The 26,129-nt window shown below is 65.7% G+C and carries 21 protein-coding genes and 1 riboswitch; of the genes, 8 read left to right on the top strand and 13 right to left on the bottom strand.

Annotated features, from left to right (window positions below; all coding sequences use genetic code 11):
• The first annotated feature begins 73 nt into the window (after positions 1 to 73).
• The 4 genes from ACE10X_RS07140 to ACE10X_RS07125 are packed head-to-tail and all read left to right on the top strand — an operon-like array spanning position 74 to position 3,751.
• Positions 74 to 1,021, top strand: coding sequence for a branched-chain amino acid ABC transporter permease (locus ACE10X_RS07140; protein ID WP_028341315.1), 948 nt, complete (start codon positions 74 to 76; stop codon positions 1,019 to 1,021).
• Positions 1,018 to 2,310, top strand: coding sequence for a branched-chain amino acid ABC transporter permease (locus tag ACE10X_RS07135; RefSeq protein WP_375764121.1), 1,293 nt, complete (start codon positions 1,018 to 1,020; stop codon positions 2,308 to 2,310). Before ACE10X_RS07140 ends, ACE10X_RS07135 begins: the two co-directional genes overlap by 4 nt.
• Positions 2,307 to 3,056, top strand: coding sequence for an ABC transporter ATP-binding protein (locus tag ACE10X_RS07130; RefSeq protein ID WP_028332917.1), 750 nt, complete (start codon positions 2,307 to 2,309; stop codon positions 3,054 to 3,056). The genes ACE10X_RS07135 and ACE10X_RS07130 overlap by 4 nt, the downstream gene beginning before the upstream one ends.
• Positions 3,056 to 3,751: an ABC transporter ATP-binding protein gene (locus tag ACE10X_RS07125; RefSeq protein WP_038384318.1), complete on the top strand. Its 696-nt coding sequence runs from the start codon at positions 3,056 to 3,058 to the stop codon at positions 3,749 to 3,751. The genes ACE10X_RS07130 and ACE10X_RS07125 overlap by 1 nt, the downstream gene beginning before the upstream one ends.
• Before the next feature lie 282 nt (positions 3,752 to 4,033).
• Here the strand turns inward: ACE10X_RS07125 and ACE10X_RS07120 are convergent, their stop codons facing one another.
• On the bottom strand, positions 4,034 to 5,089 hold the full coding sequence (locus ACE10X_RS07120; RefSeq protein ID WP_244435770.1) for an AraC family transcriptional regulator: 1,056 nt from the start codon (positions 5,087 to 5,089) through the stop codon (positions 4,034 to 4,036).
• Between the two features lie 369 nt (positions 5,090 to 5,458).
• On the opposite strand from ACE10X_RS07120, the gene ACE10X_RS07115 reads away from it, so the two are divergent.
• Entirely contained in the window at positions 5,459 to 5,695 is a 237-nt protein-coding gene (locus tag ACE10X_RS07115) for a hypothetical protein (RefSeq protein WP_038384319.1), read from the top strand.
• On the opposite strand, the gene uca is transcribed toward ACE10X_RS07115, so the two are convergent.
• From uca to ACE10X_RS07080, 7 genes are all read right to left on the bottom strand, one after another.
• Positions 5,692 to 9,234: an urea carboxylase gene (gene uca / locus ACE10X_RS07110; protein ID WP_038384320.1), complete on the bottom strand. Its 3,543-nt coding sequence runs from the start codon at positions 9,232 to 9,234 to the stop codon at positions 5,692 to 5,694. The two genes, ACE10X_RS07115 and uca, sit on opposite strands and share 4 nt — an antisense overlap.
• A gap of 3 nt (positions 9,235 to 9,237) precedes the next feature.
• Positions 9,238 to 9,891, bottom strand: a complete 654-nt coding sequence (locus tag ACE10X_RS07105) for an urea amidolyase associated protein UAAP2 (RefSeq protein WP_038384321.1) — start codon at positions 9,889 to 9,891, stop codon at positions 9,238 to 9,240.
• On the bottom strand, positions 9,888 to 10,733 hold the full coding sequence (locus tag ACE10X_RS07100) for an urea amidolyase associated protein UAAP1 (RefSeq protein ID WP_038384322.1): 846 nt from the start codon (positions 10,731 to 10,733) through the stop codon (positions 9,888 to 9,890). Before ACE10X_RS07100 ends, ACE10X_RS07105 begins: the two co-directional genes overlap by 4 nt.
• Positions 10,730 to 11,563, bottom strand: a complete 834-nt coding sequence (locus ACE10X_RS07095) for an ABC transporter ATP-binding protein (RefSeq protein ID WP_038384323.1) — start codon at positions 11,561 to 11,563, stop codon at positions 10,730 to 10,732. The genes ACE10X_RS07100 and ACE10X_RS07095 overlap by 4 nt, the downstream gene beginning before the upstream one ends.
• Positions 11,560 to 12,378: an ABC transporter permease gene (locus tag ACE10X_RS07090; RefSeq protein WP_038384324.1), complete on the bottom strand. Its 819-nt coding sequence runs from the start codon at positions 12,376 to 12,378 to the stop codon at positions 11,560 to 11,562. Before ACE10X_RS07090 ends, ACE10X_RS07095 begins: the two co-directional genes overlap by 4 nt.
• A 32-nt stretch (positions 12,379 to 12,410) precedes the next feature.
• Positions 12,411 to 13,484, bottom strand: a complete 1,074-nt coding sequence (locus tag ACE10X_RS07085; RefSeq protein ID WP_038384325.1) for a putative urea ABC transporter substrate-binding protein — start codon at positions 13,482 to 13,484, stop codon at positions 12,411 to 12,413.
• A gap of 78 nt (positions 13,485 to 13,562) precedes the next feature.
• Positions 13,563 to 13,673, bottom strand: a riboswitch (guanidine-I (ykkC/yxkD leader).
• Positions 13,674 to 14,006: 333 nt separating this feature from the next.
• Positions 14,007 to 15,797 carry a peptidoglycan-binding protein gene (locus ACE10X_RS07080; RefSeq protein ID WP_038384327.1) on the bottom strand — a complete coding sequence of 597 codons (1,791 nt, stop codon included), beginning with the start codon at positions 15,795 to 15,797 and terminating at the stop codon, positions 14,007 to 14,009.
• A gap of 238 nt (positions 15,798 to 16,035) precedes the next feature.
• Here ACE10X_RS07080 and ACE10X_RS07075 point away from each other — a divergent pair, with 238 nt between their 5' ends.
• Positions 16,036 to 16,161 (top strand): hypothetical protein, encoded by a 126-nt coding sequence (locus tag ACE10X_RS07075; protein ID WP_276325852.1) that lies wholly within the window; start codon positions 16,036 to 16,038, stop codon positions 16,159 to 16,161.
• Positions 16,162 to 16,313: 152 nt separating this feature from the next.
• Positions 16,314 to 16,748 (top strand): hypothetical protein, encoded by a 435-nt coding sequence (locus ACE10X_RS07070; RefSeq protein WP_304557487.1) that lies wholly within the window; start codon positions 16,314 to 16,316, stop codon positions 16,746 to 16,748.
• Positions 16,749 to 16,824: 76 nt separating this feature from the next.
• On the opposite strand, the gene ACE10X_RS07065 is transcribed toward ACE10X_RS07070, so the two are convergent.
• From ACE10X_RS07065 to ACE10X_RS07045, 5 genes are all read right to left on the bottom strand, one after another.
• Entirely contained in the window at positions 16,825 to 17,517 is a 693-nt protein-coding gene (locus tag ACE10X_RS07065; protein ID WP_038384332.1) for a hypothetical protein, read from the bottom strand.
• 79 nt (positions 17,518 to 17,596) lie between these two features.
• The gene (locus ACE10X_RS07060) at positions 17,597 to 18,172 is read right to left on the bottom strand and encodes an invasion associated locus B family protein (RefSeq protein WP_304557486.1); all 576 of its coding nucleotides are present in this window, start codon (positions 18,170 to 18,172) and stop codon (positions 17,597 to 17,599) included.
• Positions 18,169 to 22,359, bottom strand: a complete 4,191-nt coding sequence (locus tag ACE10X_RS07055) for a beta strand repeat-containing protein (RefSeq protein ID WP_375764120.1) — start codon at positions 22,357 to 22,359, stop codon at positions 18,169 to 18,171. The genes ACE10X_RS07060 and ACE10X_RS07055 overlap by 4 nt, the downstream gene beginning before the upstream one ends.
• Before the next feature lie 336 nt (positions 22,360 to 22,695).
• Positions 22,696 to 23,583: a helix-turn-helix domain-containing protein gene (locus ACE10X_RS07050; RefSeq protein WP_244435771.1), complete on the bottom strand. Its 888-nt coding sequence runs from the start codon at positions 23,581 to 23,583 to the stop codon at positions 22,696 to 22,698.
• A 913-nt stretch (positions 23,584 to 24,496) separates the two neighbouring features.
• Positions 24,497 to 25,444, bottom strand: coding sequence for a LysR substrate-binding domain-containing protein (locus tag ACE10X_RS07045; RefSeq protein ID WP_244435772.1), 948 nt, complete (start codon positions 25,442 to 25,444; stop codon positions 24,497 to 24,499).
• Between the two features lie 34 nt (positions 25,445 to 25,478).
• On the opposite strand from ACE10X_RS07045, the gene ACE10X_RS07040 reads away from it, so the two are divergent.
• A complete protein-coding gene (locus ACE10X_RS07040) occupies positions 25,479 to 26,096 on the top strand; it encodes a GNAT family N-acetyltransferase (protein ID WP_038384337.1) in 618 nt (205 codons plus the stop codon).
• The last annotated feature ends 33 nt before the right edge of the window (positions 26,097 to 26,129 follow it).

Genomic DNA, 26,129 nt, shown 5'->3' with positions numbered 1-26,129 from the left:
GAATGACGGGTAAGTTCCTTTCGTTCGACAGGTTTTGATCACGTGAACCGTTCCAGTCTCAAGCGAGTGCGCCGTGGCTGAGCTGATCGTCATCTCGACGCTCAACGGCGTCCTGTTCGGCATGCTGCTGTTCCTGTTGTCCAGTGGGCTCACCGTCATCTTCAGCATGATGGGCGTGCTGAACTTCGCGCATGCCAGCTTCTACATGCTCGGCGCGTTTTTCGGCTTTCAGCTCACCCGCTGGATCGGATTCTGGCCGGCCCTGGTGCTGGCGCCGCTGCTGGTCGGCGCGGTCGGCATGGCGGTCGAGCGCTACGGCCTGCGCAACACCCACAAGCACGGCCATGTCGCCGAACTGCTGCTGACCTTCGGACTTGCGTTCGCGATCGAAGAGATCGTCTCGATGATCTGGGGCAAGAGCCCGGTCGACTACCGCGTCCCGGCGGCGCTCGACTTCCCCGCCTTCACCGTGTTCTCGACCAACTACCCCGCCTACAAGATCTTCATGCTTGTCGTGTCGGTCGTGATCTTCATCGCGCTGCTGGTCACCTTGAAGAGGACGCGCGTCGGCCTGATCGTGCAGGCCGCGCTGACCCATCCAAGCATGGTCGGCCATCTCGGCCACAATGTCGGACGCGTGTTCATGCTGGTGTTCGGCGTCGGCAGCGCGCTCGCCGGCCTTGCCGGCGTCATCGCCGGTCCCTCGCTGGTGACGCAGTCCGACATGGCCGCGCTGCTCGGCCCGATCCTGTTCGTTGTCATCGTGTTCGGCGGCCTCGGCTCGCTGCCCGGCGCCTTCATCGCTTCGCTCCTGATCGGACTGATCCAGACCTTCGCGGTCGCGCTGAACGGGTCGCTCGCCAGCGTATTCGGCCCGCTCGATCCGAGCCTTGGCCCCTCGCCGCTCACCGACATCTGGAACGTGACGATCGCGCAGATCGCGCCGATCCTGCCTTATGTGCTGCTGGTGCTGGTCCTGATCTTCCGCCCCATGGGCCTGCTGGGGACGCGCGAGTCATGACCAACGCTTCCACGCCCTCCATCGCTGCGGCCAAGCAGGAGCCCGGCAGCGCCCTGAGCTTCTATGCCGTCTGGCTGCTCGCCGCGGTCGCGCTGGTCGCGCTGCCGCTGGTTTTCGGCGCCGGCGGCTCGCTGACCTCGTTCTGCCTGATCGGCATCGCGATCATCTTCGCGCTGTCCTACAACATCCTGCTTGGTCAGACCGGGCTGCTGTCGTTCGGACACGCGGTGCAGTACGGCCTCGGCGGCTTCCTCGCCGTGCACGTCATGAACGCAGTCGCAAGCCACAACTGGCCGATCCCGCTGCCGGTGATCCCGCTGGTCGGCGGCATCGGCGGCATGGCGTTCGCCGTCCTCGTCGGCTGGGTGATGACCAAGCGCGCCGGCACCGTGTTCGCGATGATCTCGCTCGGCATCGGCGAACTGGTCGCCTCGTCGTCGCTGATCCTGCGCAGCGTGTTCGGCGGCGAGTCCGGCATCACCACCGACCGCACCTCGCTGATGCCGATGTTCGGCTGGACCTTCGGGCCGCAAATCCAGGTCTATTACCTGATCGCGTTCTGGGTGATGGTCTCAGCGATCGCGATGTACGCGCTGACCCGCACGCCGCTCGGGCGGATCTGCAACGCGGTGCGCGACAATCCGGAGCGCGTCGAGTTCATCGGCTACGATCCGCATGTGGTGCGCTATCTCGCCTACATGTTCGCGGGCTTCTTCGCCGGCATCGCCGGCGGGCTGACCGCGATCAATTTCGAGATCGCCAATTCCGCCTATCTCGGCGCGACGCAATCGGGCCTCGTGCTGTTCTCCGCGTTCATCGGCGGCACCGCCTATTTCTTCGGTCCGATCCTCGGCGCCATCCTGGTGACCTATCTGCAGCTTGGGCTAACCAGCGTCACCTCGGTCTGGCAGCTCTATTTCGGCATCATCTTCATCGGGATCGTGATGTTCGCGCCCGGCGGCATCGCCGGCATCCTGATGAAGCACCGTCCGCTGATCCGCGCCGGAACGCTTCGTTCCGTGATCCCGTCCTATCTGGTCGCGGCGATCCCGACGCTGGCGCTGGCGCTCGGCATCATCCTGACCATCGAGACCGTCGCGCGCTTCTCGGGCGGCGACGCGATCAATCTGCTCGGCATCCCGTTCATCGCCACGGCGCCGACGACCTGGGTCGCTGCGGCAGTCCTGCTCGTCGGCGGCTTCCTGGTCGCGCGCATCACCTGGCGGCGCGTTGCGGAAGCCTGGGATCGTGCCGCGACGGTGGCCCGTGACCGGGGGTATCTCGCATGACCGCAGCCATCCAAGTCAACGCCGTCGAGAAGAGCTTCGGCAATGTCGCCATCATCCGCGACCTCAACCTGAGCGTCGCCAAGGGCGAGCGCCACGCCATCATCGGCCCCAACGGCGCCGGCAAGTCGACGACGTTCAACCTGATCAGCGGCCACATCAAGCCGACCTCGGGCGAGATCCGCCTCAACGGCGAGGTGACCTCGGGCTTGCGGCCCTTCGAGATCAACCGGCGCGGGCTGTCGCGCTCGTTCCAGGTCACCAACGTGTTCGCCCGCATGACGGTGTGGGAGAACGTCCGCTGCGCCGTGCTGTGGGCGACCGGCCACCGCTACGCGTTCTGGAAGAACGTCGACAATTTGCCCGAGGTGAAGCAGCGCACCGCGCAGATCCTCGACGACATCCATCTCAGCCACCGCCGCGACGTGCCGGCGGGCCTCTTGACCTATGCCGAGCAGCGCGAGCTCGAGATCGGCATCACGATCGCGGGCGGCGCCAGCGTCATCATGCTGGACGAGCCGACCGCGGGCATGAGCCACGCCGAGACCGAGCGCGCCGTCGCGCTGATCCGCCGCCTCACCGAAGGGCGCACGCTCGTCATCGTCGAGCACGACATGAGCGTGGTGTTCGGCCTCGCCGACCGCATCTCGGTCTTGGTCTACGGCCACATCATCGCCTCCGGCACGCCCGAGGAGATCCGCGGCAACCCGAAGGTCAAGGAAGCCTATCTCGGCGAGGAGGTCGACTGATGCTCGAGGTCAGGAATCTTCACGCCTATTACGGCAAGAGCCACATCCTGCAAGGCGTCGATCTCGACATCGCGGCCGGCGAGGTGGTCAGCCTGCTCGGCCGCAACGGCGTCGGCCGCTCCACCACCGTCAAGGCGATCATGGGCGAGGTGCCGCCGCAGGGCACCATCCGCTTCAAGGGCCAGGACATCGCAGGCCTGCCGAGCCACAAGATCGCCCGCCTCGGGCTCGGCTACGTGCCGGAGCATCGCGACATCTTCCCCGGACTGACGGTGCGCCAGAACCTGATCCTCGGCATCAAGGACCCGCGCCGCCCAGGCAAGTGGCGGCTGCAGGAGATGCTCGACATGTTTCCCAACCTCGCCGCGCGCGCCGACACGCCGGCGGGCGTGCTGTCGGGCGGCGAGAAGCAGATGCTGACCACCTGCCGCACGCTGCTCGGCGACCCCGAATTGATGATGATCGACGAGCCGACCGAAGGCCTGGCGCCGCTGATCGTGCAGCAGGTCGGCGAGCTGATCGCACGGATCGCCAAGGCCGGCGTCGCCATCCTCTTGGTCGAACAGAAGCTGTCGATCGCGATGAAGATCTCGAACCGGGTCTACATCATGGGCCACGGCCGCGTCGTGTTCGAAGGCACCCCCGACCAGCTCAAGGCGAATGCCGCCGTTCGCGAGGAATGGCTCGAGGTGTAGGCGGGCAGCGGCGGATCGACAAAGCAATCGAACGTCGGCCTAGTAGCGCCATCAGTCAGTTCGCGAACACGATCCAGACCAGCGCGACCAAGAGACTGTGGAAACAAATTATCGAAGCCAGGAATAGCCAGTCGTCTCTGGTCATCGGGCCGAAGACCTCGGCCGAAGCGCGGCGACAGCGACGCGCGAGCTGGGAAAGGAGGTTCGACCGCATGGAACTGCCCTAGCGGAGGACGATCCGCCAGGTCTTGCTAGTCTGTGCCAGCTACTTGATACCTCGTGTCAGCCGATCACCGATCGCCATTCGAACTGCGATAGGCCCCTCGGCGTCAGGCCGGTCCAACGGACGAACGCATGTGTGAAGGAAGAGACCTCGCTGTAGCCCAACAGCCATGCGATCTTGGAAATCGGCAGTTCCTCATCTTCGAGGTAATGGCGGGCAAGTGCGGTTCGAAACGCCTCGAGAACGTCTGAAAAGCCTACCCCCTCCGACGACAATGATCGAGCGAGAGTCCTCCGGCTCATGCCAAGACGACGCGCGACCGCCTCGGCATTGGCTTTGCCGTGCGGAAGCAACTGGGCGATGTGTCCTTCGACGCGAGACCGCACGCTGCTTCGTCGTGATGCCCGGTTCCGAAGCGCTTCGTCGGCATATTGGAGCAGCATCCTGTTGAGATGCAGATCCGCACCCACGACAGGCAATACGCCGATCCGGGACGGAAACAAGAGTTCGTCCCTGTCCGCTGCAAATTCGATCTCGCATCCGAGAAGAGATCTCACATCCAACGGCGTTTCTCGTCTGGCGTGCCTCAACTTGATTTGCTTCGGGACCAGCCTGCCGTCGGTCAGTGCGCGGCAAATACGGATCAACGTAACCAGCCAGAATTCCGCATGGTGACGATCCGACGACCGATCGATGTTGACATATTCGAACCCGATGGCGAAGCCGCGATCCAGAGAGCTCCGCAACCGCACACCCTCGTTGTTAATCGCGCAGTAGCGTCCGCCGATTCGCAAGGCGTCAACCAGATGCTCCGATGAAGCCATGACGTAGTACAGAAGCCCGATCTCGCCCAGCTCGAAGCCTTGAGCCAGATGGAGTCCGAAGCACTCGTCCTGCAATTCCCTTGCGGCGAGTTCGAGCAGCCTGACCTGCGCTCGCGCATCGATGCGGCGCTTGCGGTCCTCGACGTCGTCGATTGCCAGGCCTGCAGCTGACACGATCGGGGCCGGATCAACCTGCGCATCCCGCAGCCGGGCACATGTGAGACGCGCGATCCCCCCGGCAGAGCTCGGTATCGACGGCAAGGCGCTTGCAAGGCGTGTGGCGGTTTTCATTCGGCACCGAACTGTGTTCGTGGCTCAGCGTCGGGAGCTTCCGGAATCGTATTTTGACCTATGTCAAACGAGCTCATGGGTTCGAGGCATCCGGTCTGACACCATCTCGCAAGTTAAAGACCCAGGATCACAAGACGCAACGGACGCAAATCATCTAGCCGATTGCTTCGCGGCCACTCCAGTTCTGCCTTAAACGACGGCAGTCGGCTTCCAATGGGCCCGAGCGGGGGCGAACTCGTCATGGGCTTGGTCAAGCATGCAAACTCGCTGGGACAGGCGATTGGCGCCGAAGCGAACAGCCATATGAGCTAGGTCGTGGTTGGAGAAACACGTGCCCAGCATAGCGGCATTCATCGTTCAATTCATTACATGATCATTGAAGGCGAGGCTGCGGGCACCTGGCGTTACTCGTTTTCCATCGGCGATCGCAACTTCTCGGGAACGGTTCAGGCGGTCCTGGGATTGCTGGCGGCACGCCGCGTAAGAATGAAGATCGATCGAATGTTAAGGCAAAACGCGTCAATTGATCATCAAGGTCGGCAGCGGCCGGAGAAAGAGGGCGAGACGCCCTCTCCACTCGTCCCGCCGGCCGATCCCAAGGACTAGCGCGGCCGGAGCAACGCCACGACATCCCCCGCGCGCAGCGTCTGGCCGGGCTTCACCGGCACCGACGCGATGCGGCCTGCCGCGGGCGAGAGCACCGAAATCTCCATCTTCATGGACTCGATGATCGCGAGAGTGTCGCCGGCTGCGACCTCGGCGCCCTCCTCGACCAGGATCTTCCAGATGTTGCCGGGCACTTCCGAGAAGGCCCCTAGCTGACCATCGGGAATACCGGTCGCGGCGACGCTCGCATCGACCGATTCCGCCGGCGCCTCGTCGAGCTTCATCTCGCGCCAGCGCTGCCGCTCGGCGTCGAACGCGGCCTGCTGCGTTGCCTTGAACGCGGCGATCGACGGCTGCGCATCGGCCAGCGACTTCGCGTAGTCGGCGTAGGAGAATTCGCCCTCTTCGATCCTGATGTCGTACTGCCCGTGCGGGAATGCGGCGCGTGCGTCCAGGAGCTCGTCTGCACCGACCGGGAAGAAGCGGATCCTGTCGAAGAACCGCAGCAGCCAGGGATGACCTTTTGCAAACACCCGCGTGGTGCGCCAGGTGTTCCAGACTTGGATGGTGCGGCCGAACAACTGGTAGCCGCCCGGCCCCTCCATGCCGTAGATGCACATATAGGCGCCGCCGATCCCGACCGCGTTCTCCGGCGTCCAGGTCCGCGCCGGGTTGTATTTCGTGGTCACCAGCCGATGCCGCGGGTCGAGCGGGGTTGCCACCGGCGCGCCGAGATAGACGTCGCCGAGGCCGAGCACGAAATAGTCGGCGTCGAACACGATGCGGCGGACATCGTCCTCGCCGGCGAGGCCATTGATGCGCCGGATGAACTCGACATTCGACGGACACCACGGCGCATCGGCGCGCACCAGCTCCTGATACTTGCGCATCGCAAGCTCGGCCTCCGGATCGCGCCACGACAGCGGTAGATGCACGGTGCGGCTCGGCACCCGCATCGCGTCGACCGGCGGCAATTCGCGCTCGATCCGCTTGAGCACGTCGAGCAGCTTCGTTCGCGACAACGCTGTGCCGTCATAATGGATCTGCAGCGAGCGGATGCCGGGCGTGAGATCGATCAGGCCGGCGACCTTCGCCTCTTCCAGCGCCTGCGCTAGCACATGCACGCGCAGCCGTAGCGCGATGTCGAGCTCCATCGGGCCATATTCGACCAGGAGATTGTCGTCGCCGGCGCGCCGATAGACCACCGGGATCGGGCCGTCCTCGTTGCGTCCGACCACGGCCGAGCCGAGTTCAGGCGCGCGCAGCACCGTGGGGCCGGCAACCGGATCGTCGCGTTTGACCGGCACGAAGCGGACGGTGTCGCCGGGCCGGAGCTGGCCAACCTTCCAGAGATCTTCGCGCGCGACGACGGCCGGACAGACGAAGCCGCCGAGGCTCGGTCCGTCGGGCCCCAGGATGATCGGCATGTCGCCGGTGAAGTCGATCGAGCCGACGGCGTAGGCGTTGTCGTGGATGTTCGACGGATGAAGCCCAGCTTCGCCGCCATCGGCGCGGGCCCAGCGCGGCTTCGGCCCGATCAGCCGCACGCCGGTGCGGGCGCTGTTGAAATGCACCTCATAGCTCGACGCGAACAGCGTCTCGATATCCTCGTCGAGGAAGAAGTCCGGCGCGCCGTGCGGGCCGTAGACGACTCCGACCTGCCATGCCGATGTGAGCTGTGGCCGCTCGTCCTCCGTGGCGCGCCGCGGCGCGACAAGGCCCGGCCGCTCGGCGCCGATATGCAAGACGTCGCCGGCCTTCAGCGAGCCCGTCGCATGGCCGCCGAAGGCGCCGAGCGCAAACACCGCCCGCGACCCGAGAATCTCGGGCACGTCGATGCCGCCGCGCACCGCGAGATAGCTGCGCTGGCCCGGCCCCTTGATGCTGCCGATCGCAAGCGTCTGGCCCGCGCGCACGGCGAGCGGCTCGTCATACGCGACATCGGCACCGTCGAGCGACGCCTTCATCCGCGCGCCGGAGAGCGCGACGATCACGTCGGTGTTGAAGCGCAAGGTCGGTCCGTTGACCGTCAGCTCCAGCGCCGTCGTTACTTCCGGGTTGCCGACCAAGCGGTTGGCGAGGCGAAACGACCGTTCGTCCATCGGGCCGCTCGGCGGCACGCCGACATGCCAGAGATGCAGCCGGCCGGGCAATTCCTGCACCCCGCTCTGCGCCCCCGGCGCGACGACATCGATGGTGCGCGGGCGGTAGGCGAACGCGCCGAGCACACTGGTTGCCACCTGGCCGCCGCGGAACACGTCGGAGGCTGCAATGGCGCGCAGATAGTCCAGATTGGTCTCGATGCCGGCTACGACCGTATCGTCCAGCGCCTTCGAAAGCCGCGCGATCGCGGCCTCGCGCGTCTCGGCTGAAACGATGATCTTGGCCAGCATCGGATCGTAGAACGGCGACACTTCGGTGCCGGTCTCGATCCATCCGTCGATCCGCGCATCCGGCGAAAAGCTGACCTGCGTCAGCCGGCCCGCGCTCGGGCGAAAGCCGGCACCCGGATTCTCGGCATAGAGCCGCACCTCGATCGCAGCTCCCTTTGGCGCGAGCGCGCCCGCCTGGCCGAGCACGTCCTCTCCGGCCGCCTGCCGGATCATCCATTCGACGAGATCGACGCCGGTGACCTGCTCGGTGACGGGATGCTCGACCTGCAGGCGAGTGTTCACCTCGAGGAAGTAGAAATCCTCGCGCTCGACGTCGTAGATGAACTCCACCGTGCCGGCAGATTCATAAGACACGGCCTTGCCAAGCGACACCGCGGCCGCATGCAGCCGCCGGCGGATGCCGGCGGACAGCCCCGGCGCAGGCGTCTCCTCAAGAACCTTCTGGTTGCGCCGCTGCAGCGAGCAATCGCGTTCGCCGAGCGCAACCACGTCACCCTTGCCATTGCCGAAGATCTGCACCTCGATATGGCGGGCCCGGGCGACGAACCGTTCGAGATAGACCCGGGCATCGCCGAAGCTTGCCCGCGCGGTGCGCTGCACCGATTCGAAGCGCTCGCGCAGCGTCGCCATGTCGTGGCACAGCTGCATGCCGATGCCGCCGCCGCCCGCCGTGCTCTTCAGCATCACCGGGAAGCCGATCGTTTCGGCCTGCTGCACCGCCTCGTCGATGGTCTCCAGCAGGCCGGAGCCCGGCAACAATGGCACGCCGCTGCGCTCGGCAATCTCACGCGCGCGGTGCTTGAGACCGAAGGCGTCGAGATGCTCCGGCCGCGGCCCGATGAATTTGATGCCGTGCTCGGCGAGCCGTTCAGCGAAACGTCGGTTCTCCGACAGGAAGCCGTAACCTGGATGCACCGCCTGCGCACCGGTGGCAAGGCACGCCGCCATGATCGCATCGACATTGAGGTAGCTCTCCGCGGCGGGCGCAGGACCGATCCGCACCGCCTCGTCGGTGTCGAGCACCGGCCGGGTGAAGCGGTCGGCGTCGGAATAGACCGCGACCGAGCCGATGCCCATGCGGCGCAATGTTCTGCCGATCCGCCCGGCGATCTCGCCGCGGTTGGCAATCAGGACCTTGCTGAACATGCCTCACGCCTCCGGATCGACGATCGTCGCGTCGAAGATCGTGACTTGCACCGGCGTCGGGAAGAATCCGTTGCAGGGATTGTTGATCTGCGGACAGTTCGAGATCAGGCACAGCACGTCCATCTCGGCCACCAGCTCGATGGCGTCGCCGGGCCTGGAGACGCCATCGACCACGGTGAAATTGCCGGCGGGATCGATCGGCACGTTCATGAAGAAGTTGAGATTCGGCACGATGTCGCGCTTCGACATGCCGTATTTCGCGGCTTCGATCACGAAATTCTCGCGGCAGGCGTGCTGATAGCGGGTCTGGTGCCCGAACCGCACGGTGTTGCTCTCGCAGGAGCAGGCGCCCGCCGACGTGTCGTGCAGGCCGCAGCTGTCTGCCGTCACGCGCAGCATCACGCGGCCTTCGTTGGACATGATCCTGGTGCCCAGCCCGACATAGGCCGAGCCCTGCGCGCGCAGCGTATCCTGGCCGCTGTAGCGCTCGCCGAAATCACTGGCGCAATAGAACAGCGTGTCGACCGCCTGCTGGCCATGGCTATCGGTGATCCGCAACGTCTGTCCCTTGCGGATGATCGCCGACCACGGTTTGCGCGCGGGAATTTCGACATCGAGGACGATGCGGCCGCCGGTGCGAACAGATTGAACGGTCATCGCACTGCTCCTTCCAGGGTTTCGCCGAGATACAGCGCGTTGTTGTCATAGGCGCGGACCGCTTCCGCGGTCGCGGTCCGGCACAGATCGTCGGCCGCGGGCGCGTCGGCGCGATAACGCACGATTTCCACGCTCGCTTGCGGATAGGCTTTGGCGGGATCGAGCGGATGCGGGCAGTTCGACAGCGCGATCAGAAGGCTCATCTCCGCACGCAGATCGACGAAATCGCCCTGCTGCCGCCGCTGCTCCGACCAGACAAACTTGCCGTCGGCGTCGATCGCGACCGGTGCGAAGAAGCTGACGCAGGGATGGACGTCGCGGCGATCAAGGCCAAGCTTGGCCGCGGCGAGAATGAAATTGTCACGTGTGTTGCGGAAATTGCCTTCGCCGTATTTGGCCAGGTTGGTCGCCGCGGTCGAGCCGCCGACGACGGCATCATGCGCGGCGCTGCTGTCCTCGGTGATCCCAAGCAGCGCGCGCCCCATGTCGGACAGCAGCACCCGTCCCTTCTGCAGCCGCGCCGCCCACTGCACCTTGATGGTGTCGGCGTGGTTGAGCCGCTCGGTGGTGTCGGCGCTGTTCCAGGCGAGCAGGCTGACGGTCGACGCCCCCGACGTGTTGACGATACGCAGCGTATCGCCGCGGTTCAGCCGCGTGGTCCAGTACCAGCCGGACGGGATCGTCTCACGGTGAATGACCGCGTCGGCATCGATCGGCGCGGCGTTGCGCGCGGTCGGCGCCGGCAGTGCCCGCGGCGCGTGCTCCTGCCCCGCCGCCTTCAGCTCGTTATACCGCCGGGTATGCGCCGCGATCTCGGCCTTCTGTTCCTCTGTGAGGATCATGGTTGCTCCTTCAAGACGAGAGCGCCGGGCCGTCCCGGCTGATGCTCCTTGCCTGACCGGGTCGTCCCGGTCGGAGCTGGTTGAACTGACGACCGCAGCTCTGCGCTGCGGCGTGGGAATATCTCGAGGTCGCGCGACACCGTGGCGCCGTAGCGGTCGCGCTCCTCCGGCCGGTTGCGCTGCCGCTCCAGCGCGATCACACGCGTCGCGAGTCCGAAGGCTTCACTGAGGTCATGCGTCACCATCACGACGGTGAGATGGGTCTCGTTCCAGAGCCGCTTCATCAGGAGGTGAATGTCGGCACGAATACCCGGATCGAGCGCACCGAACGGCTCGTCGAGCAGCAGGATCTTCGGGCCGCGCATGATCGCCTGCGCCAGCGCGAGCCGCTGCTGCATGCCGCCCGACAGCGCCGACGGATATTTGCTCTCCTGGCCGGCGAGCCCGACCTCGGCGAGCAGCGTCATTGCATCGTCGGTAGCGGCGCGGCGCGCGGCGCCGAACAGCCGGCCGGTGAATTTGGCGTCGCGCAGTTCGCGGCCGAGCATGACGTTCTGCAAGACCGTCAGATGCGGAAACACCGAGTAGCGCTGGAACACCACGCCGCGGTCGGCGTCCGGCTCGCCTGGCAACGGCTTGCCGTCGACCAGGATCTGCCCGCGGCTCGGCTGCTCCTCGCCGAGCAGCATGCGGAGCAGCGTGGTCTTGCCACAGCCGGACGGGCCGACCAGCGCAATGAAGGCGCGCGGCTCGACCTCCATCGTAATGCGCTCGAGCACGATGTGGTCGCCATATTCCTTCCACACGTCGTCGAAACGGATCGCGCTCATTCCGCCCTCACCGAGGCAAACCACGGAAACAGTTTCCGCTGCGTGACGCGCAGGCCGACGTCGATCAGGAACGCCAGCAGCGTGATCCAGGCGACGTAGGGGATGATGACGTCCATCGCGAGATAGCGGCGGACCAGGAATATCCGGTAGCCGAGCCCGGAATCCGAGGCGATCGCCTCGGCTGCGATCAGGAACAGCCACGCCGGCCCAAGCTGCAGGCGCAGCACGTCGATCAGCCGTGGCAGGGTTTGCGGCATCGCGACGCGCAGCGCGATCTGCCAGGTCGAGGCGCCGAGCGTCTGTGCCTTGACGATCTGCTCGCGCGGCAGCTCCTGCACCTTCATGGCGAGATCGCGGATCATGCAGGGCAACGTCCCGATCACGATCAGCGCGATCTTGGAATTCTCCCCGAGCCCCATCACGATGAACAGGATCGGCAACAGCGCCAGCGGCGGCACCATCGAGGTGACCGACACGAATGGCCCGAGCAGGGCATTGGCGCCCGGCAACAGCCCGATCACGATGCCGAGCACCAGCGCCGCCACCGTCGAGATCGCCAGCGCCGAGCCCAGCCGCCCCAGGCTGGCGACGGTGTCGGAGGCCATCAGATAGCTGCCGGTGCGCGGATCGACCTCGAACGCCATCTGCTTGACCGCCTGCACCATGCTCGGCAGCGCCGGCAGCAGCTTGTCGTTCGGGTTCTGCGCGAGCCGCGCGCTGGAGCCGGCGAAGTAGGCGATTGCGACCAACAGGAACGGCAGCGCGAGCAGGTAGAACCGCGTCTGCCGTCCCGGCCGTATGTTCACAAGTCGCATGGTCGGCTCCTGCCTGATGCGGCACTACATGGTCACAGCTTGCCCTTGGCGGCTTCGTCCATGTAGGTCGGGTCGAAGCGCAGTTTGACGTTCGACTTGTCACCCAGCACCGACTTGTCGGCGAGCTCGATCCCGACGGCGTCGGCGGATTTCGCGCCCTTGCCGAGCAGGTCCTTCTCGAACAGGAACTTGCGGACCCGATCCATGGTTGCCCCGACGGTCTTGCTGCGCGTGAAAGCTTCGGCGTCGGTCGCCTTGTCGAACAGTTTGGTGGTCGAGAGCTGGCTGTCGAAACCGGCGAGATCGGTACCGGAGGCCTTGGCCATCGCCTCCTTGGCGGCCTTGGCAGCGGGATCGTTCGCCGTCATCCTGGAGAGCGTCTCGTACCAGATGCCGACCAGCGCCTTGGCGAAATCCGGATTGTCCTTGGCGACCGCGGTGTTCACCACCATCAAGTCCATGATCTCGCCGGGGATCTGCGAGGAATCGAACACCTTCTTGGCATCGGGCGAGCCGAGGATTTCGGTCACGATCGGATTCCAGGTCACGACCGCATTGACATCGGGCGTCTTGTAGGCCGCGGCGATATCGGCATCCGAGGTGTTGACGACCTTGACGTCCTTCTCGCTCAGCTTGCTGCTCTCGAGCGCCCGGGCGAGCAGATAGTGCGACACCGAGAACTCGACCAGATTGACCGTCTGCCCCTTGATCGCGGCGAGATCCGACTTGTTCTTGAGGATCACGGCGTCGTTGCCGTTGGAGAAATCGCCCATCACGACCGCAGTGGTGTCGACGCCGCCGGCGGCGGGGATCGACAGCGCGTCCATGTTGGTGATGGTGACGGCGTCATAGCCGCCGGTGGTGTACTGGTTGATCGATTCGACGTAGTCGTTGAACTGCTTGACCTCGATCGCGATGCCGTATTTGTCGGCCCATTTCTTCACGATGCCGGTGTCGGCCGCATAACCCCACGGCATCCACCCGACATAGATCGACCAGGCGACCTTGAAGCTTTTCTTCGGCGCGGCGTCGGCCGCAGGCGCAGCCGCCAGCACGACCGCGCAGCCGATGACAACAGAGCGAAGGAAGAAAACGAATTTGTTCATTGCCGATCCCTCTTGCGAAATTTCACAAAAAGGGACTGGCGAAAAGACCATCGCTCCGCCAATCCCTTGGCTGACGAGGTCTCCCGGGCTTTTATCCCGCCGTGCACCTGCGGGGATGTCTCCCCCGCAAGCGGCTGCTCTCGGACCAGCACCTTGTGTCTCAAGGTCGGAACCCTAGCGGCCAACTCGGCGCCATTGATGCACGAGGCGTGCCACAGCACCGGCGTTTGAATCTCATGAGATTTTTTCGCACGCACCGCGCCGCGGCGACGGCGCCTTGCTTAAAGATTGCGCAGACCTGCTCAGAATTGGCTCTGTCCTTTCGTCACCGGCGTCAGCAGGATCACACGATGGCTGATGTCGAGGGGAGTTCGATGCGCAAGCTTCTGAGCATTCTGTGCGCCGGCCTCTGGCGCGGGCTGCACGGCCGGTTCGGCCTGGTGCCGAAGTCCGACGTGAAAGGCTGATCGCAACATCGCAAAAAAGAGCCCCGCTCTGCAGCGGGGCTCCTGCACAGAGATCCTATTTCCGATCGGAGTTTTGCGCCGGCGTCTGCGGGCTCTGGCCTGAGCCTGACGACGGCGGATTGTTGTTCTGGTTGGGCTGGCTGGACTGCGTGTCCCGGCCGGCGTTTGGCTGGTTGCCGCTGCCCTGACCGACGGTCGACTGGTTCTGCGGTGCAGCCTGGCCCGTCGTATTCTGCTGCGGAGCCTGCTGCTGAGCGGACGGCTGATTTCCGCTCTGGCCGGTTGTCGACTGGTTCTGCGGCGAGTTCGCCTGACCCGTGGTCTGCCCGGTCGTATTCTGCTGGGCAGGCTGCTGAGCACCGGTCTGGCCGGTCGACTGGTTCTGCGGCGCGTTGTTGGTCTGTCCGCTCGTCTGTCCAGTCGTGTTCTGCTGGGTGCGGCTCTGGCCGACCGTCGACGATGCGCCCGCGCCCTGACCGATCCGATCCGACAGGCCGAGTGCGGTCACCGTGCGCGTATCGACGCTGCCGCTGGTCGTGATGCCCTCCTGACGCTGGAAGGTGATCAGCGCCTCGCGGGTCCGCGATCCCAATACGCCGTCAGCCTCGCCGACCAGCAGGCCGCGGTCGATCAGCACCTGCTGCACCTCGCGGATCTGCTGCGGGTTCAGGTCCATCATCGCAACGCTACCGCCACCACCGCCTCCGCCGCGATGGCTGAAGCGCGTCCGCGGTCCGACCGGGACCACGTCGACGACGCGGCGCTCGCGATCGAGGAACACGACTTCATCCTCGACGACGAAGAAGCTGTCGTCGCGATAATAGGGGAACGCATCGATCAGCGCCGGGAAGGCGGCAACCGACACCGCGTTGAACCTGCGCGGCACCACCACGCCCGGATTGACCGCGAAGTTGATCGTACTGACATTGACGCGCGGTGCGTTACGCGCCGACAGCACCGAGCGCTGGATCGTGCTCTGCTGCTGCGCGGTCACGGTGCGCCCGGCCTCGGTCTGGATCGTGGCGTTCGACTGGGCCTGGGTCTGAGCGGTTGTCCCGGCTTGTCCCTGAGCCTGACCGGTGGTCTGTCCGGAGTTCATCCGGTTTTGCGTCGTACCGGACTGCGGAGCGGCCGCGCCCGTGGTCTGGCCGGCTCGTGTATTCGGGGCCGCCGTTGTGCCTTGGCCGGCGGTCGTGTTCGCGCCCTTTGCTTGGCCCGTGGTCGTGCTCTGGCCGGTCGTCGTGTCCGCCTTGCCTTGAGTCTTGCCTTGAGCCTTGTCCTGAGCCGTCCCTTGGCCGGTCGTGGTGCCCTGGCTGCGGTTCGCGCTGTTGGCGCGATTCTCCTGCTGCTGGCTTTGCCGCGTCGTGGCGCTGCCGCGTTCGCGGGATTCAGATCGGCCCATCTGCTCGCGCTGGTTTCGGCTCTGGCCGACGGTCTGCTCCTGCTTGGTCTGGCTGCGCTGACCCTGCTCGGCGCGGCCGCTCTCGCGAGCCTGGCCGGTGCTCTGGCTGCGCTCGGCCGCACCGCGGCCCATCTGACCTTCAGCCCGACCGCTCTCTCGTGCACCTTGGCTCTCTCGTGCGCCGCCCTGGCCGCGGCCGGCCGTCATGCCTTCGCTTCGCGACGCCCCGGGACTGCCATGCATTGCACCGCCGGAACTGCCGGCCGACGGGCCTGCGGATCGGCCGTGTTCACCACCGCCACCGCCCGCGCCGACGCTTCCGCCGCCACCCACGCTGCCACCGCCGCCGCCCTCGCGCATGCCTTGCGCCGAAGCGAGACTGACGCCGGCCAACAGCACGGCCGTCGTCAGCAGAAACCTGCTCTTCATGATCTTGCTCTGCATTACCGATTCCTCCTGGAGTTTGGCGGCTACCCGGATTGCGAGGCCGGCGCCAATGGCCGGCACGCTCCGCACCGCGGCCGCATTCCAACAAAGCCGGCGAGGACGCGGCACAGCCGTGCGCGCTTTTCACCGGTGAACTGTGAGAAAACAGCGGCGCCGCCCGCACCGTTCCTAGATGCCGGCGCGACGCGACATTTCGCACCAAGGGAACTGCCGCGCGATCATCCTTCAGGAACCGATGGCCGCGCTTTCCCGTTTTGAAATGAAGCGTGGGTTCGCCGTCACGTCGATGTTCAGCGAGCTTGCGCGGATCATCATCCGCTGCGACCGGCGGAAGATCGGAACAGGTTCCGTTCGGCTTTGAACATTTGCTTCGCCGTCAACGGCAGCACCGTTGCGCCCATCTCGCCAGCCAGGCCTGTTGCAGGCCCGGGTTCGTTGCAGGCGCCGCCATTCGCAACCAATGCCCCCCCTGCGCCGTTGACCGGCTGGGCAACTATCATCGAGGAGGATCCCATGAGGAAGACAGGCCTTGTTCTTGCAACCGTCGGTGCGCTTGGGGTGAGCGCCATCGCAGCCCCGGCGCCCGCCGAAGCACGGTGGGGACACGGCGGGTGGGGGTGGGGTCCCGCGCTCGCAGGCGGATTGATTGCCGGCGCAGTCGTCGGCGGCCTCGCCTCGTCAGCCTACGGCTATCCGGGCTATGCCTATGGTTACGGCTACCCCGGCTACGGTTACGGCTATTCGCCCGCCTATTACGGCGGCGGCTATGCCTATGATGATGGCTATTACGCTGCGCCGTATCGTTGGGGCGGCGGCTACACCACGACATATTATAGCGGATACCGGCCGGCCTATTACGGCTACCGCTATCGTCACGTGGTGCGCCCGGCATACGCCTATTATCGCGGCGGCTACCCGCGCTGGCATCATCGCTGGCGTCATTGGTGAGATCGGCCGGACCGACGCGGCGCGGCCAGCCGGGCTGACCGGCGACGGCATGGGTCGACCGGGTTGAGCAGCAGCGCTACCCGGCGACCCGCAGCGCGGTCACCGCGATGCAGGCGTTGCCTAACGGAATCAGAACCACCTGCGCACCGTTCGGCAGCGCCATCGTCGCGAGTTCACCGAGCGCGCCGGTCTGTCCGTTGAGCTTGGCGAGCTCGGCGGCAACCGTCGAGCAATTCTCCGTCCGCGGCGTCACCCGCACCAGATTGCCTTCGCAGGACGATCCGACCGGCGCGGCAAACACGATGCCGGCGGCCTGCTGATTGGCGGCGGGGGTGGCTTGGCTGGGCTGGTTAGGTGCGAGCGCGACCAGCGACTGCACCGAATGCGAATTGCCGGCCTTGGCGTCCCACTGCGACTGCGCGGTGTAGTTGGAGTTCATCGCGAGGCCGCGGCCGAGCGTCCCGAACAGATTGGCGCAGGTCACGATGTTGCCCTGCCGCGCGTGCTCGTCGAACACGGTCGGTTGCTGGCCCGCCTGCTGCGGCGGAACGGATGCCGCGGCAGACGGCAGCGTCGGCGTTTCCTGCGGACGCGGCTGCGACTTGTGCGGCTGGGGCTTCGCGGCGGCGGCAGCAGGCTTCTTGGCCGGCGCAGGTGCGGCCGGCTGCAAGGGTACAGGTTGCGTTTGCTGCGCGTAGACCACGACGCCGGCGGCACCGAGCGCGGCTACGACGACCGCAACAAAGATCAATCCAAGGGTGCGCCGCATCGACAATCCGTCCTTTTCACTTCGCACTTCAGTTTCGTGCCGGATGCCGGAATTCCACATCCGCATGTCCGACCTCGCTTCATTTCAGTTTCGCCAGCACGCCGGATAGTCCGTCCAGCGGCGCTTCCAGCACGATCGGCCCTTGCGGCAGCTGATAGGACACGCGGCACGGCGTCGCCGCGCGGATGTGCCGCCTCAGCACGTTGCCGATCGCGACTGTGGCGAAGCAGAAATTGCCATCGCAGCGATCGGTCTGCGCGACGATGCGGTCCGGACTGTCGCCCATCGCGAGCTCGATCTCCGCGCCGACCCCGGCGGCTGCGGGAATCCGCATCGCCATCAGCGGTTTGCCGTCGGCGGTCGCGATCAGCGACCAGTTGAAGGCGATTGCACCCTGTACGTTGACGATCGATTGCGTGACGTTGCAGACGCGGCGCTTCGACTTGAGACTCTCGTCGCAAATCAAGGTCCAGTTCTTGAACGGCTGGATCATCCGCCTGAACTCGCCGAGCGTCTCGCCCTCCGGCACCGCGACGTCCGACGGCTTCACGGCGTAGGCGGCAGGCGGCGCGCCCTGCGCGGCGGCGTTCGCCGCCGCCCCGAGCCAGATCGCCAAAGCCAGACACGCCAGCCGCCTCGTCGACGTCAGGGTCAATTGAGCGTCAGGCTCACGCCGGCGCTGACGCCCCAGTCGCCGCCGGCGGTGGTTGCCGCCGCGTTGGTGCGCAGCTTGCCGTTCTCGCTGGTGTAGCCGATGCCTAAGGCGAGCGCGCCCTGGCTGCGCCAGACGCCGCCGCCCGCCGAGGCGCTCACCTTGCCGGGCCGGTCGTCATAGCGCAGCGATGCGGCGGCCATGCCGATCGCGGCCGCCCGCCAGGCGTCCTGCCGCACCTCGCCGATCTGGCCGTTGAGCTGCTGGAACGCGCTATTGAGCTGATTGACGTTGACCGCATCGGTGCCGAGGACGCCGGGCGCCACGTTGCTGATCCTCACCGGCGCGCCGTTGCCGCTGTTCAGCGTCAGCTTGTTGGTGGTGTTGCCGGAGCCGTCGGTGTCGTAGCGGATCGAGCTCGAGGCGAGTGCCTGGAGTTGGCTGACATTGACCGCGTCGGTCGCAGCCGAGCCTGCCGCGACGTTGGTGACGCGGCGTTCGGCGCCGGACGAACCGACCGACACTTCGCCGGTCGCAACCCCTGCGACACTCTTGCCGACCACAGGCGTATAGGCCGCGTCGCTCAGATTGGCCGTGGTGGTCGCGTTGGCGCCGAGCGCCAGCGAGTTGGCCGCCGTCGCCTTGGCGCCGGCACCGATCGCGACCGAATTGTCGGCCGATGCGGCCGAGCCGTTGCCCATCGAGATCGCATTGGCGCCGCTCGCGACCGACTGCGGGCCGATCGCAACGCTCTCCGCGCCGGTCGCGATGGAATCCGCCGCGGTCGAATTGGCGTGGAAATATTTCACGCCGCCACCACCGGTCGAGATGTTGCTCACCGTGGTGTAGAGAGCGGCAAGCGAGGTGTTGGTGGCCCAGAGCTGCGAGCCGTTGATCGCGTCGGTCGAGGTCTGGGTGATCTGGCCCGCGGCCACGTTGGTGATGGTGCGCTCCGCACCGGCGCTGCCGACACTGACGGTCGAGGTCGGCGTCGTGCCGGCGAAGTTGTAGGTGGTGCCGCCGATCGAGGTGCTCGAAGTCGCGACCACAGTGGAGGTGGTCGAATTCGCACCGAGCGCAACGTCGCCGGCCTGCGCCGTCGCCTTGGCGTTCGGACCGAGCGCGACGCTGGTCGGGTTGGTGGTCTGGGATCCGGCGCCGATCGACACCGACTGGACGCCGCTCGCCTGCGCGCTGGTTCCGAATGCGATCGAATCGGCGAAGTTGGACACCGAATTCTGTCCGATCGCGATGCCACCGGGTGCGGTCTGCGCCACGGTTGCGCCAAAGCCCATGCCGATGCCGTTGTCGCCATTGACCACGGTCGCAGGGCCCACCGCGACCGAATTGTTGCCGACCGCGAGCGAGTCGGCGAGCGTCGAGTTGGCGTGGAAGTATTTCGTCGTCGTGGTCGCGAACGACGTCAGTGCGCCGGTCAGCTGGCGCACGGTGACGGCGTCGCTGTCCTGGGTGCCGTCGGCCACATTGGTGATCTGCCGATAGCTCGTCGCGTTGCCGACCGACACCGCGCCGAGCAGCGCGAGGTCGGTGGTATTGAAGGGGATGATGGTGCCGCCGATCGTGCCGGACGCCGGCGCGAGCGCGCGGTTGGAGATCGAGCCCGAGCCGAGCGCAACGCCGCCATCGACCGTCGCCTGGGTGTTGAAGCCCAGCGCGGCCGAATTCGCGGCAGTTGCCGAGGCAGCAACGCCGGCCGCCATCGAGTTGGTCCCGGTCGCGCCGTTGTTGTTGTAGTTCGCCTGCTGGGTGCCGCCGTCGTTGACGCCATAGTAATGCGTCAGGCCGCTGGAGACGACGGTCGAGAGGCTGTCGATCGCCGAGGTCGCGGCGAACAGCTGCGAGCCGTTGATCGCATCGGTCGAGCCGTTGCTGACCCGCCCCGCCGCGACATTGGTGATGGTGCGCTCGTTGCCGACCGAGCCGACGCTGACCGTCGAGGTCGGTGTCGTTCCGGCGAAGCTGTAGGTATCGCCGCCAATGACCATGTTGGCGGTTTGAACCGCCGTGCTGGTCTGGCTGCCCGAGCCCAGCGCGATATCGTTGGCATTCGCGGCGTTGGCGCCGTTGCCGATCGACACCGAGCCGCTGCCGGTCGCGGTCGACACCGGGCCGATCGCAACCGAATCGGTGCCCACCGCGGAGGAATCCGCCAGCGTCGAATTGGCGTGGAAATACTTGATGCCGCCGCCGGTGTTGATGTTGTTGACGGTGGTGGCGAGGCCGTCGACCGCCTGGTTGGTGGCCCAGAGCTGCGAGCCGTTGATCGCATCCGTCGAAGAGTTGCTGATCCGGCCCGCCGCGACATTGGTGATGGTGCGCTCGGCGCCGAGCGCACCGACGCTGACGGTCGAGGTCGCCGTCGTCCCCGCGAAGCTGTAGGTGGTGGCGTTGATCACCGTGTTCGGCGTGTTGACGGCGGCAGCGGTGACGCTGCCCGAACCGAGCGCAACATCGCCGGAGCTTGCCGTCGCGGTGGCGCCGTTGCCCAGTGCGACATTGCCGGCAAGACCGGCGGCGCCCGCCGTCGAGCCGTTGCCGAGCGCGACCGAGCCCTGTCCGATCGCCTTGTTGTTGTTGCCGATCGCAACGGCGCCGTTGGCCTGGTTGGCGGCGGTGGCGCTGGCGGTGCCGTCACTGTTGGCGATATTGTTCGCGCCGCCGGTGAAGGCGCCGGTGCCGCTAGCATAGCTGGGATCGCCGATCGCCACGGCGCCATCGCCATAGGCGACGTTGTTCGCACCGATGGAAACCGCCTGGCCGCCGGTTGCGGTCGCGCTGGTGCCGATGGCGACCGCGTTGGCGGAACTGGCCGCGGCATTGTTGCCGACGGCGATGGCGCTCGTAGCCGACGCATTGGCGCCGATGCCGAGTGCGGTACTGGCGATTCCGCTGGCGCTGGCGCTGACGCCGGCCGCAAGAGAGTTGTCTCCTGTCGCGTGCGCTCCAGACCCGAATGCGGAGGAGTTTTGGCCGCTGGCAACGGCTGTGTTGCCAACCGCAGTGCTGGCGGCGGCACTCGCATTTGAGGCAGTGCCGATCGCCAGCGAACTTGTGCCGGCGGCACTGGCCCCAACGCCGGTCGCGAGCGAATTGATGCCGGCGGATGCCGCATTGTTGCCGATCGCGATGCCGCCCGTCGCCGCAGTGTTGACGACCGCGCCCGATCCGATCGCGACCGAGCCCCCCGTGCTGAGCGCCTGCGCCTGATTACCCACGGCCACGGCAAAATCTGCGGCTGCGTTGCTGGAGCTGCCTCCGGCGAATGAGTTGATCCCCGACGCGGTCGCCTGCTTGCCAAGCGCAGTCGCACTGTCCGCCGAGGCAACGGATGCCCAGCCTCCGGCCCACGAATAGTTGCCGCTCGCCAAGGAGCTGACGCCGACCGCAGTGGCATTGCCTCCGGTGGCATTGGCGAAGGTGCCCAAGGCGCTGGTGCCGGCGCCGGTGGCGATGGCTTGGACGCCGAGCGCGACTGAGTTGACGCCGCTCGAGACCGTGCCCTGGCCCAGCGCCATCGCGCCGCCGGTGCCCGTTGCCTTGGCATTCAGGCCGAGCGCCACGGAGTACTGCGCTGACGCAACGGATGAACGCCCAACCGCAATCGCGTCGACCTGGGATGCCGTTACGTCCGTGCCAATGCCGATGGCACTCGTAGCAAGCGCACCGGTTCCCGCGGCCGTGCGCGAGCCGAGATAGAGCGAATTTAGCTGTGAAGCGATCGACTGAAAACCGATCGCGATGGCGTTCTGGGCGCCTGCGCTGGTGCCGGTGCCCTGGGCAACGGCATCCAAGCCGGCCGCGTTTGCTCCACTTCCGATCGCGATGGCGCGCAGGCCGCTGGCTGACGAATTGGTATCGATCGCTACGGAATCGGTGCCGGTCGCACTTCCACCACCGAGCTGCACGCTTCCCGCGCTCGCGGCCGAGGCGGTCAGCACCGCGACGCCTAACGCAAGTGCCGTCGCGACGGCCGACCCGCCGATTCCCAGTGACCCGAGGCTTAAGCGATCCCGCTTCACGCCAAGGACACGGTGCGCCTGACGCAGCACGGCCAGCAGCCGTCGCCGCAGCGAAGTGCTGCCCGCATCGCCCGATGCGACCCAGCTCCGGACGAAGCCGGCGCGCCCTCGACGCTTCAGCGATTTTGTTGAGTTGTGTGCGACAGCCATGGTGCGCCCCTTTCGCGACATCTGGTCCAGACGCCGGAGGCGACGCGCCATGGACCGGGCCGACGCGCGGGCCCGTCGGCCGCACGCGCGAAAAAATAACGATGATCGTGCACACGATCATCGTCCCGTCCTGGCCAACGATGTGTCGAATTCAACGAGCGCATCTTGCCACCCGGCGCTCGCTCGACTGCCCCATCAATGTGCCCCGAGTCGTCATGTTGCAAAATGATAGACACAATTTTGCCAGCGTCACTCAGCAGGCCGTCCAAATAACACGCAGATCGTCTCACAAGTTGAAGGATTCGCTCGATGCACCATGAGTTGTTTGCACGCACCTCAACCGGTAGTTGATCGGCGGCGCATGCGTTCGCGCATCTCGCGCGGGCTGACGCCGAATTCGCGGCGGAAGGCGCGGGTGAAATCGGACGCCAGCTTGAAGCCGTGGCGATAGGCGATCTCCTGCACCTGCCTCTCGGCGGACGAGACAAGTTCTGCATGCGCCGAGCGCAGCCGCTTGCGCAGGATGTAGCCGGCAACGCCGCCGACGCTCTCGAATGCACGGTAGAGGGCAGAACGCGAGATCCGCAATTGTTGCGCAATGCGGTCCGGCGTCAGGTCGAAGTCGGCGAGGTGCGACTCTATATAAAGACGCGCACGCTCGAACAGCACCGACTCGATCGCGCCGCGCGCCTGCTCCAGTCGATCCGAGGAGAGCTGGATGCACGCGGCGATCATCTGCGCGGTCGCCCGCCCCGCCTGCCTCAACTCCTCCGAGGACATGAAGGTGATGCGCGTTTCGAGTCGGTCGAAATAATCGGCCAACAATTCGATCAGATTGCCTTCGAGTAGAATATTGCAGACACCGTCGAGCCGATCGGCCACATCGGCGAACGACTGGCGCGGCAAGCCCAGCACCAGGCCGTCATAGTCCGTGATGCTGCCGCGGAAATCCTCATCGAGCGAGATCAGGAACATGGCGCCCGGCCCGGCGTGAATCCGCCGCTCTGCGGTCTCGAAGCGGGCTTCGCCGGAGCGCACCCGGTACAGCCACCAGATATCGACGGGCATGCCATGCGACGGTTTGATGACACGGGCGAATGATTGCGCGGCGAATCGCCCCGACGTGAAGACGACATCGGCCATGTTGCAGGTCAGGTACTCCACCAGGAACCCGTTTGCAGGGCTATGACCTTCCGGTGGCGCAACGTCGACCAGCGAAGCCATCCGCGTCTTCCAGACCTCGAACTGCTCCGAGGGCGGATAGTGTCGTGTCGAGAACAGCCGCGGCGGCGCGGGGGTTACATCCCTGATGTTCCGCGGCTCGCGCGGCAAGGGAACGTGCTCCAGGAACTGCGCTGCGTGTGCCGGCGTCTTGTCGTCTTCTTGCATGTACTTTCGTGCCCCGTTGGCGCGAACGACGAACGTTGGCTCAACGGAAGCGCATTCCCAAGGTTGCGTCGCCGGCCGCTCACAGACCGGCGAATTTCGGGGAGACAAGGAAGAGGCATTTCGGGATGCGGACATCGACCGCTTACGCCGGCCGCTCCTGATAGGGTTGACGCAGGTTCCTCTGGCAGTCGTGCTCGCACATGGCGTTCATCATTGTCGCGTCACTGCCGTGTCAGGCTCGGATGCTCCGTCACGAGCAGGCTCGACTGATCTAGAGAACAATCTGCGCGAGAACCAGAGGGGCGGCAACACGCGGCGTGCAGAAATCCAAGATTGCGTTCATGCGATGCGATCGGGCAACGCATCATCGCAGAGTCTTCAGAAAATTTTCTCGATCTCCGCGCCTGGACGAAACGCATGTCGCGGCGAAGGCGCGACCTAAGCACGGTAGATGACATATCGAGAATCCCGTGCATGATCACATTGCGAACGCTCTTGCCCAATCATGCGGCAATCCACCGCGTGCGACGTGAATGCAATCCGTACGAATCGAACACGCGCGAGACGTACATGCGCGCGCAAGCTGCGGCATTCACATATGAGCGTCGAGATGACGAAAGTCACAAGTGCCCGTCGAATTTTTCCGCGAGCACAGCGCGCTGAGCAAAGCGATTGCGTCGCAGGCGGCTCGCGCCGTCCCGCGAGGTCATGCCGAGCGCAACGCGAGAGAAGGCGTTGCCGCTGGTGCTCAAGCCTGCATGCGCGCGGACTTCCTGTAATCAGCGGTTTCGGCGCGCAGCAGATCGCAGAATTGAAGTGCGAGACGGCTTCGCGGCCGCTGCGAAGGAAGCAGCAACATGGTGGCGATCTCCAGCCGTGGCACGAACGGCTTGAGTACGATTCTGGAGCTTGCAAAATCCCGGGCCACGATCGGGTCGACGATCGAGAAACCCAGTCCCTGCGCAACCAGGGCACAACGCTGCATGCTGTACTGGATCTCCGCAACCGTCTTGATCTCGACCTTGGCCTCATCGAGGATGCGTTCAAAGCGGGATCGATGCGGTGCGCTCGGGGAAGCTGCGATCATGGGCTCTCCCCGCAGATCTTGCGCTGCGATCGATCGCTTCGAGCGCAACCGGTGCTGGCGGGGCAGGACGCAGACCGCCTCCGTTGTCATGAGGAGCTCGTCGTCGACCGCGGCAAACCCCGCCTGCGGCCGCGCCAGCCCGACGTCGCATTGTCCGGAGGCCACCAGACTCCAGACGCGCTCGGGGCTGTGGACAGCCACGGATACGACGATGTCGGGATTCTTCCGCAGGAAGCTGCTGACGATCTGCGGCATCAACGAAAAGGTGAACGCCGGAAGACATGCGATCCTGAGCGTCCCGCTGCCGCGCTCGCGAATGCCACGCGCGGCGCGCGCCAGATACTCGAGGCCGGCCTGGTTTCTCTCGACCTCGCGCAGGAATATCTCGCCTTCCGGCGTCAGCGTGACGCCGCCTCGCCCGCGTTCGAACAACGCAAAACCGATCTCGCGCTCGAGACGTGCGATCGCGCGGCTGATGAAAGGCTGCCCACCCGAAGGCTCAAGGCGGCCTTCGTGATTCCGTTGTGGCGCACGACCTCTCGAAACAGGTCGATATGTCTTGGATTCAGGGGCATAACCAATTTGCATATGAACTGGCGTTCCGGTCATTTGACGGCATGCTGATCGGGTGCGTCAATAGGGCATGTACCCGTCGAGCAACCATGCGAGCCTCGCCACCGACCGCATCCTGTTGACCAGGATCACCGGCCCGGAGTCATCGCGCGCGCAGCAGCTTCGCGAGGCGGCCGTGCTGCGACGGCTCGATCGCGGCACATCTGACCGGCCGAACACCGCGCGCCTGGCGGTGGCCCGGGACCAGGTCGACACCGCAGCCGCGTTCGCAATCGAGGCCGCGGGATCGGGAGACCTGCTCGGCGTTTCCGGATTCGGCGCGATCGACCGGCACGAAAAGCGGGCTACGTTCGCCCCCATCTGGAGCATCGGACGACTGGACGAGGCCATGCTCGTCAGTCACGTTGCACATCTCATGACGCGGTATGCATTCGAGGTGCTCGACGTCGAGCGGACCGAGCTGCATCTGGACTGGCGCCTGAGGCACATGCTTGATCTCTACGCCGCCCTCGGCTTCCGCTGCGAAGGAAGGCTTCGCGCATATTTTGCCGCCGATGAAGGTCCGTCCGCCGATGCTGCGGTGCTGAGCATGGTTCGCTCCGAATGGCCCTCCGTTGTGCGTCGACAGCGCGGGGTGCTCGCCGGCGAAACGTGGCGCTACCGGCTTCCGTCCGACCGCCTGCCATAGCGGCGGCCAAGCTCGGACAAAACGATGTCACGC

The sequence above is a fragment of the Bradyrhizobium sp. Pha-3 genome (assembly GCF_042258325.1).
GTDB lineage: Bacteria > Pseudomonadota > Alphaproteobacteria > Rhizobiales > Xanthobacteraceae > Bradyrhizobium > Bradyrhizobium elkanii.
The sequence above is the reverse complement of the archived record's forward strand: the minus strand, read 5'-3'. Positions and strand labels throughout refer to the sequence as shown.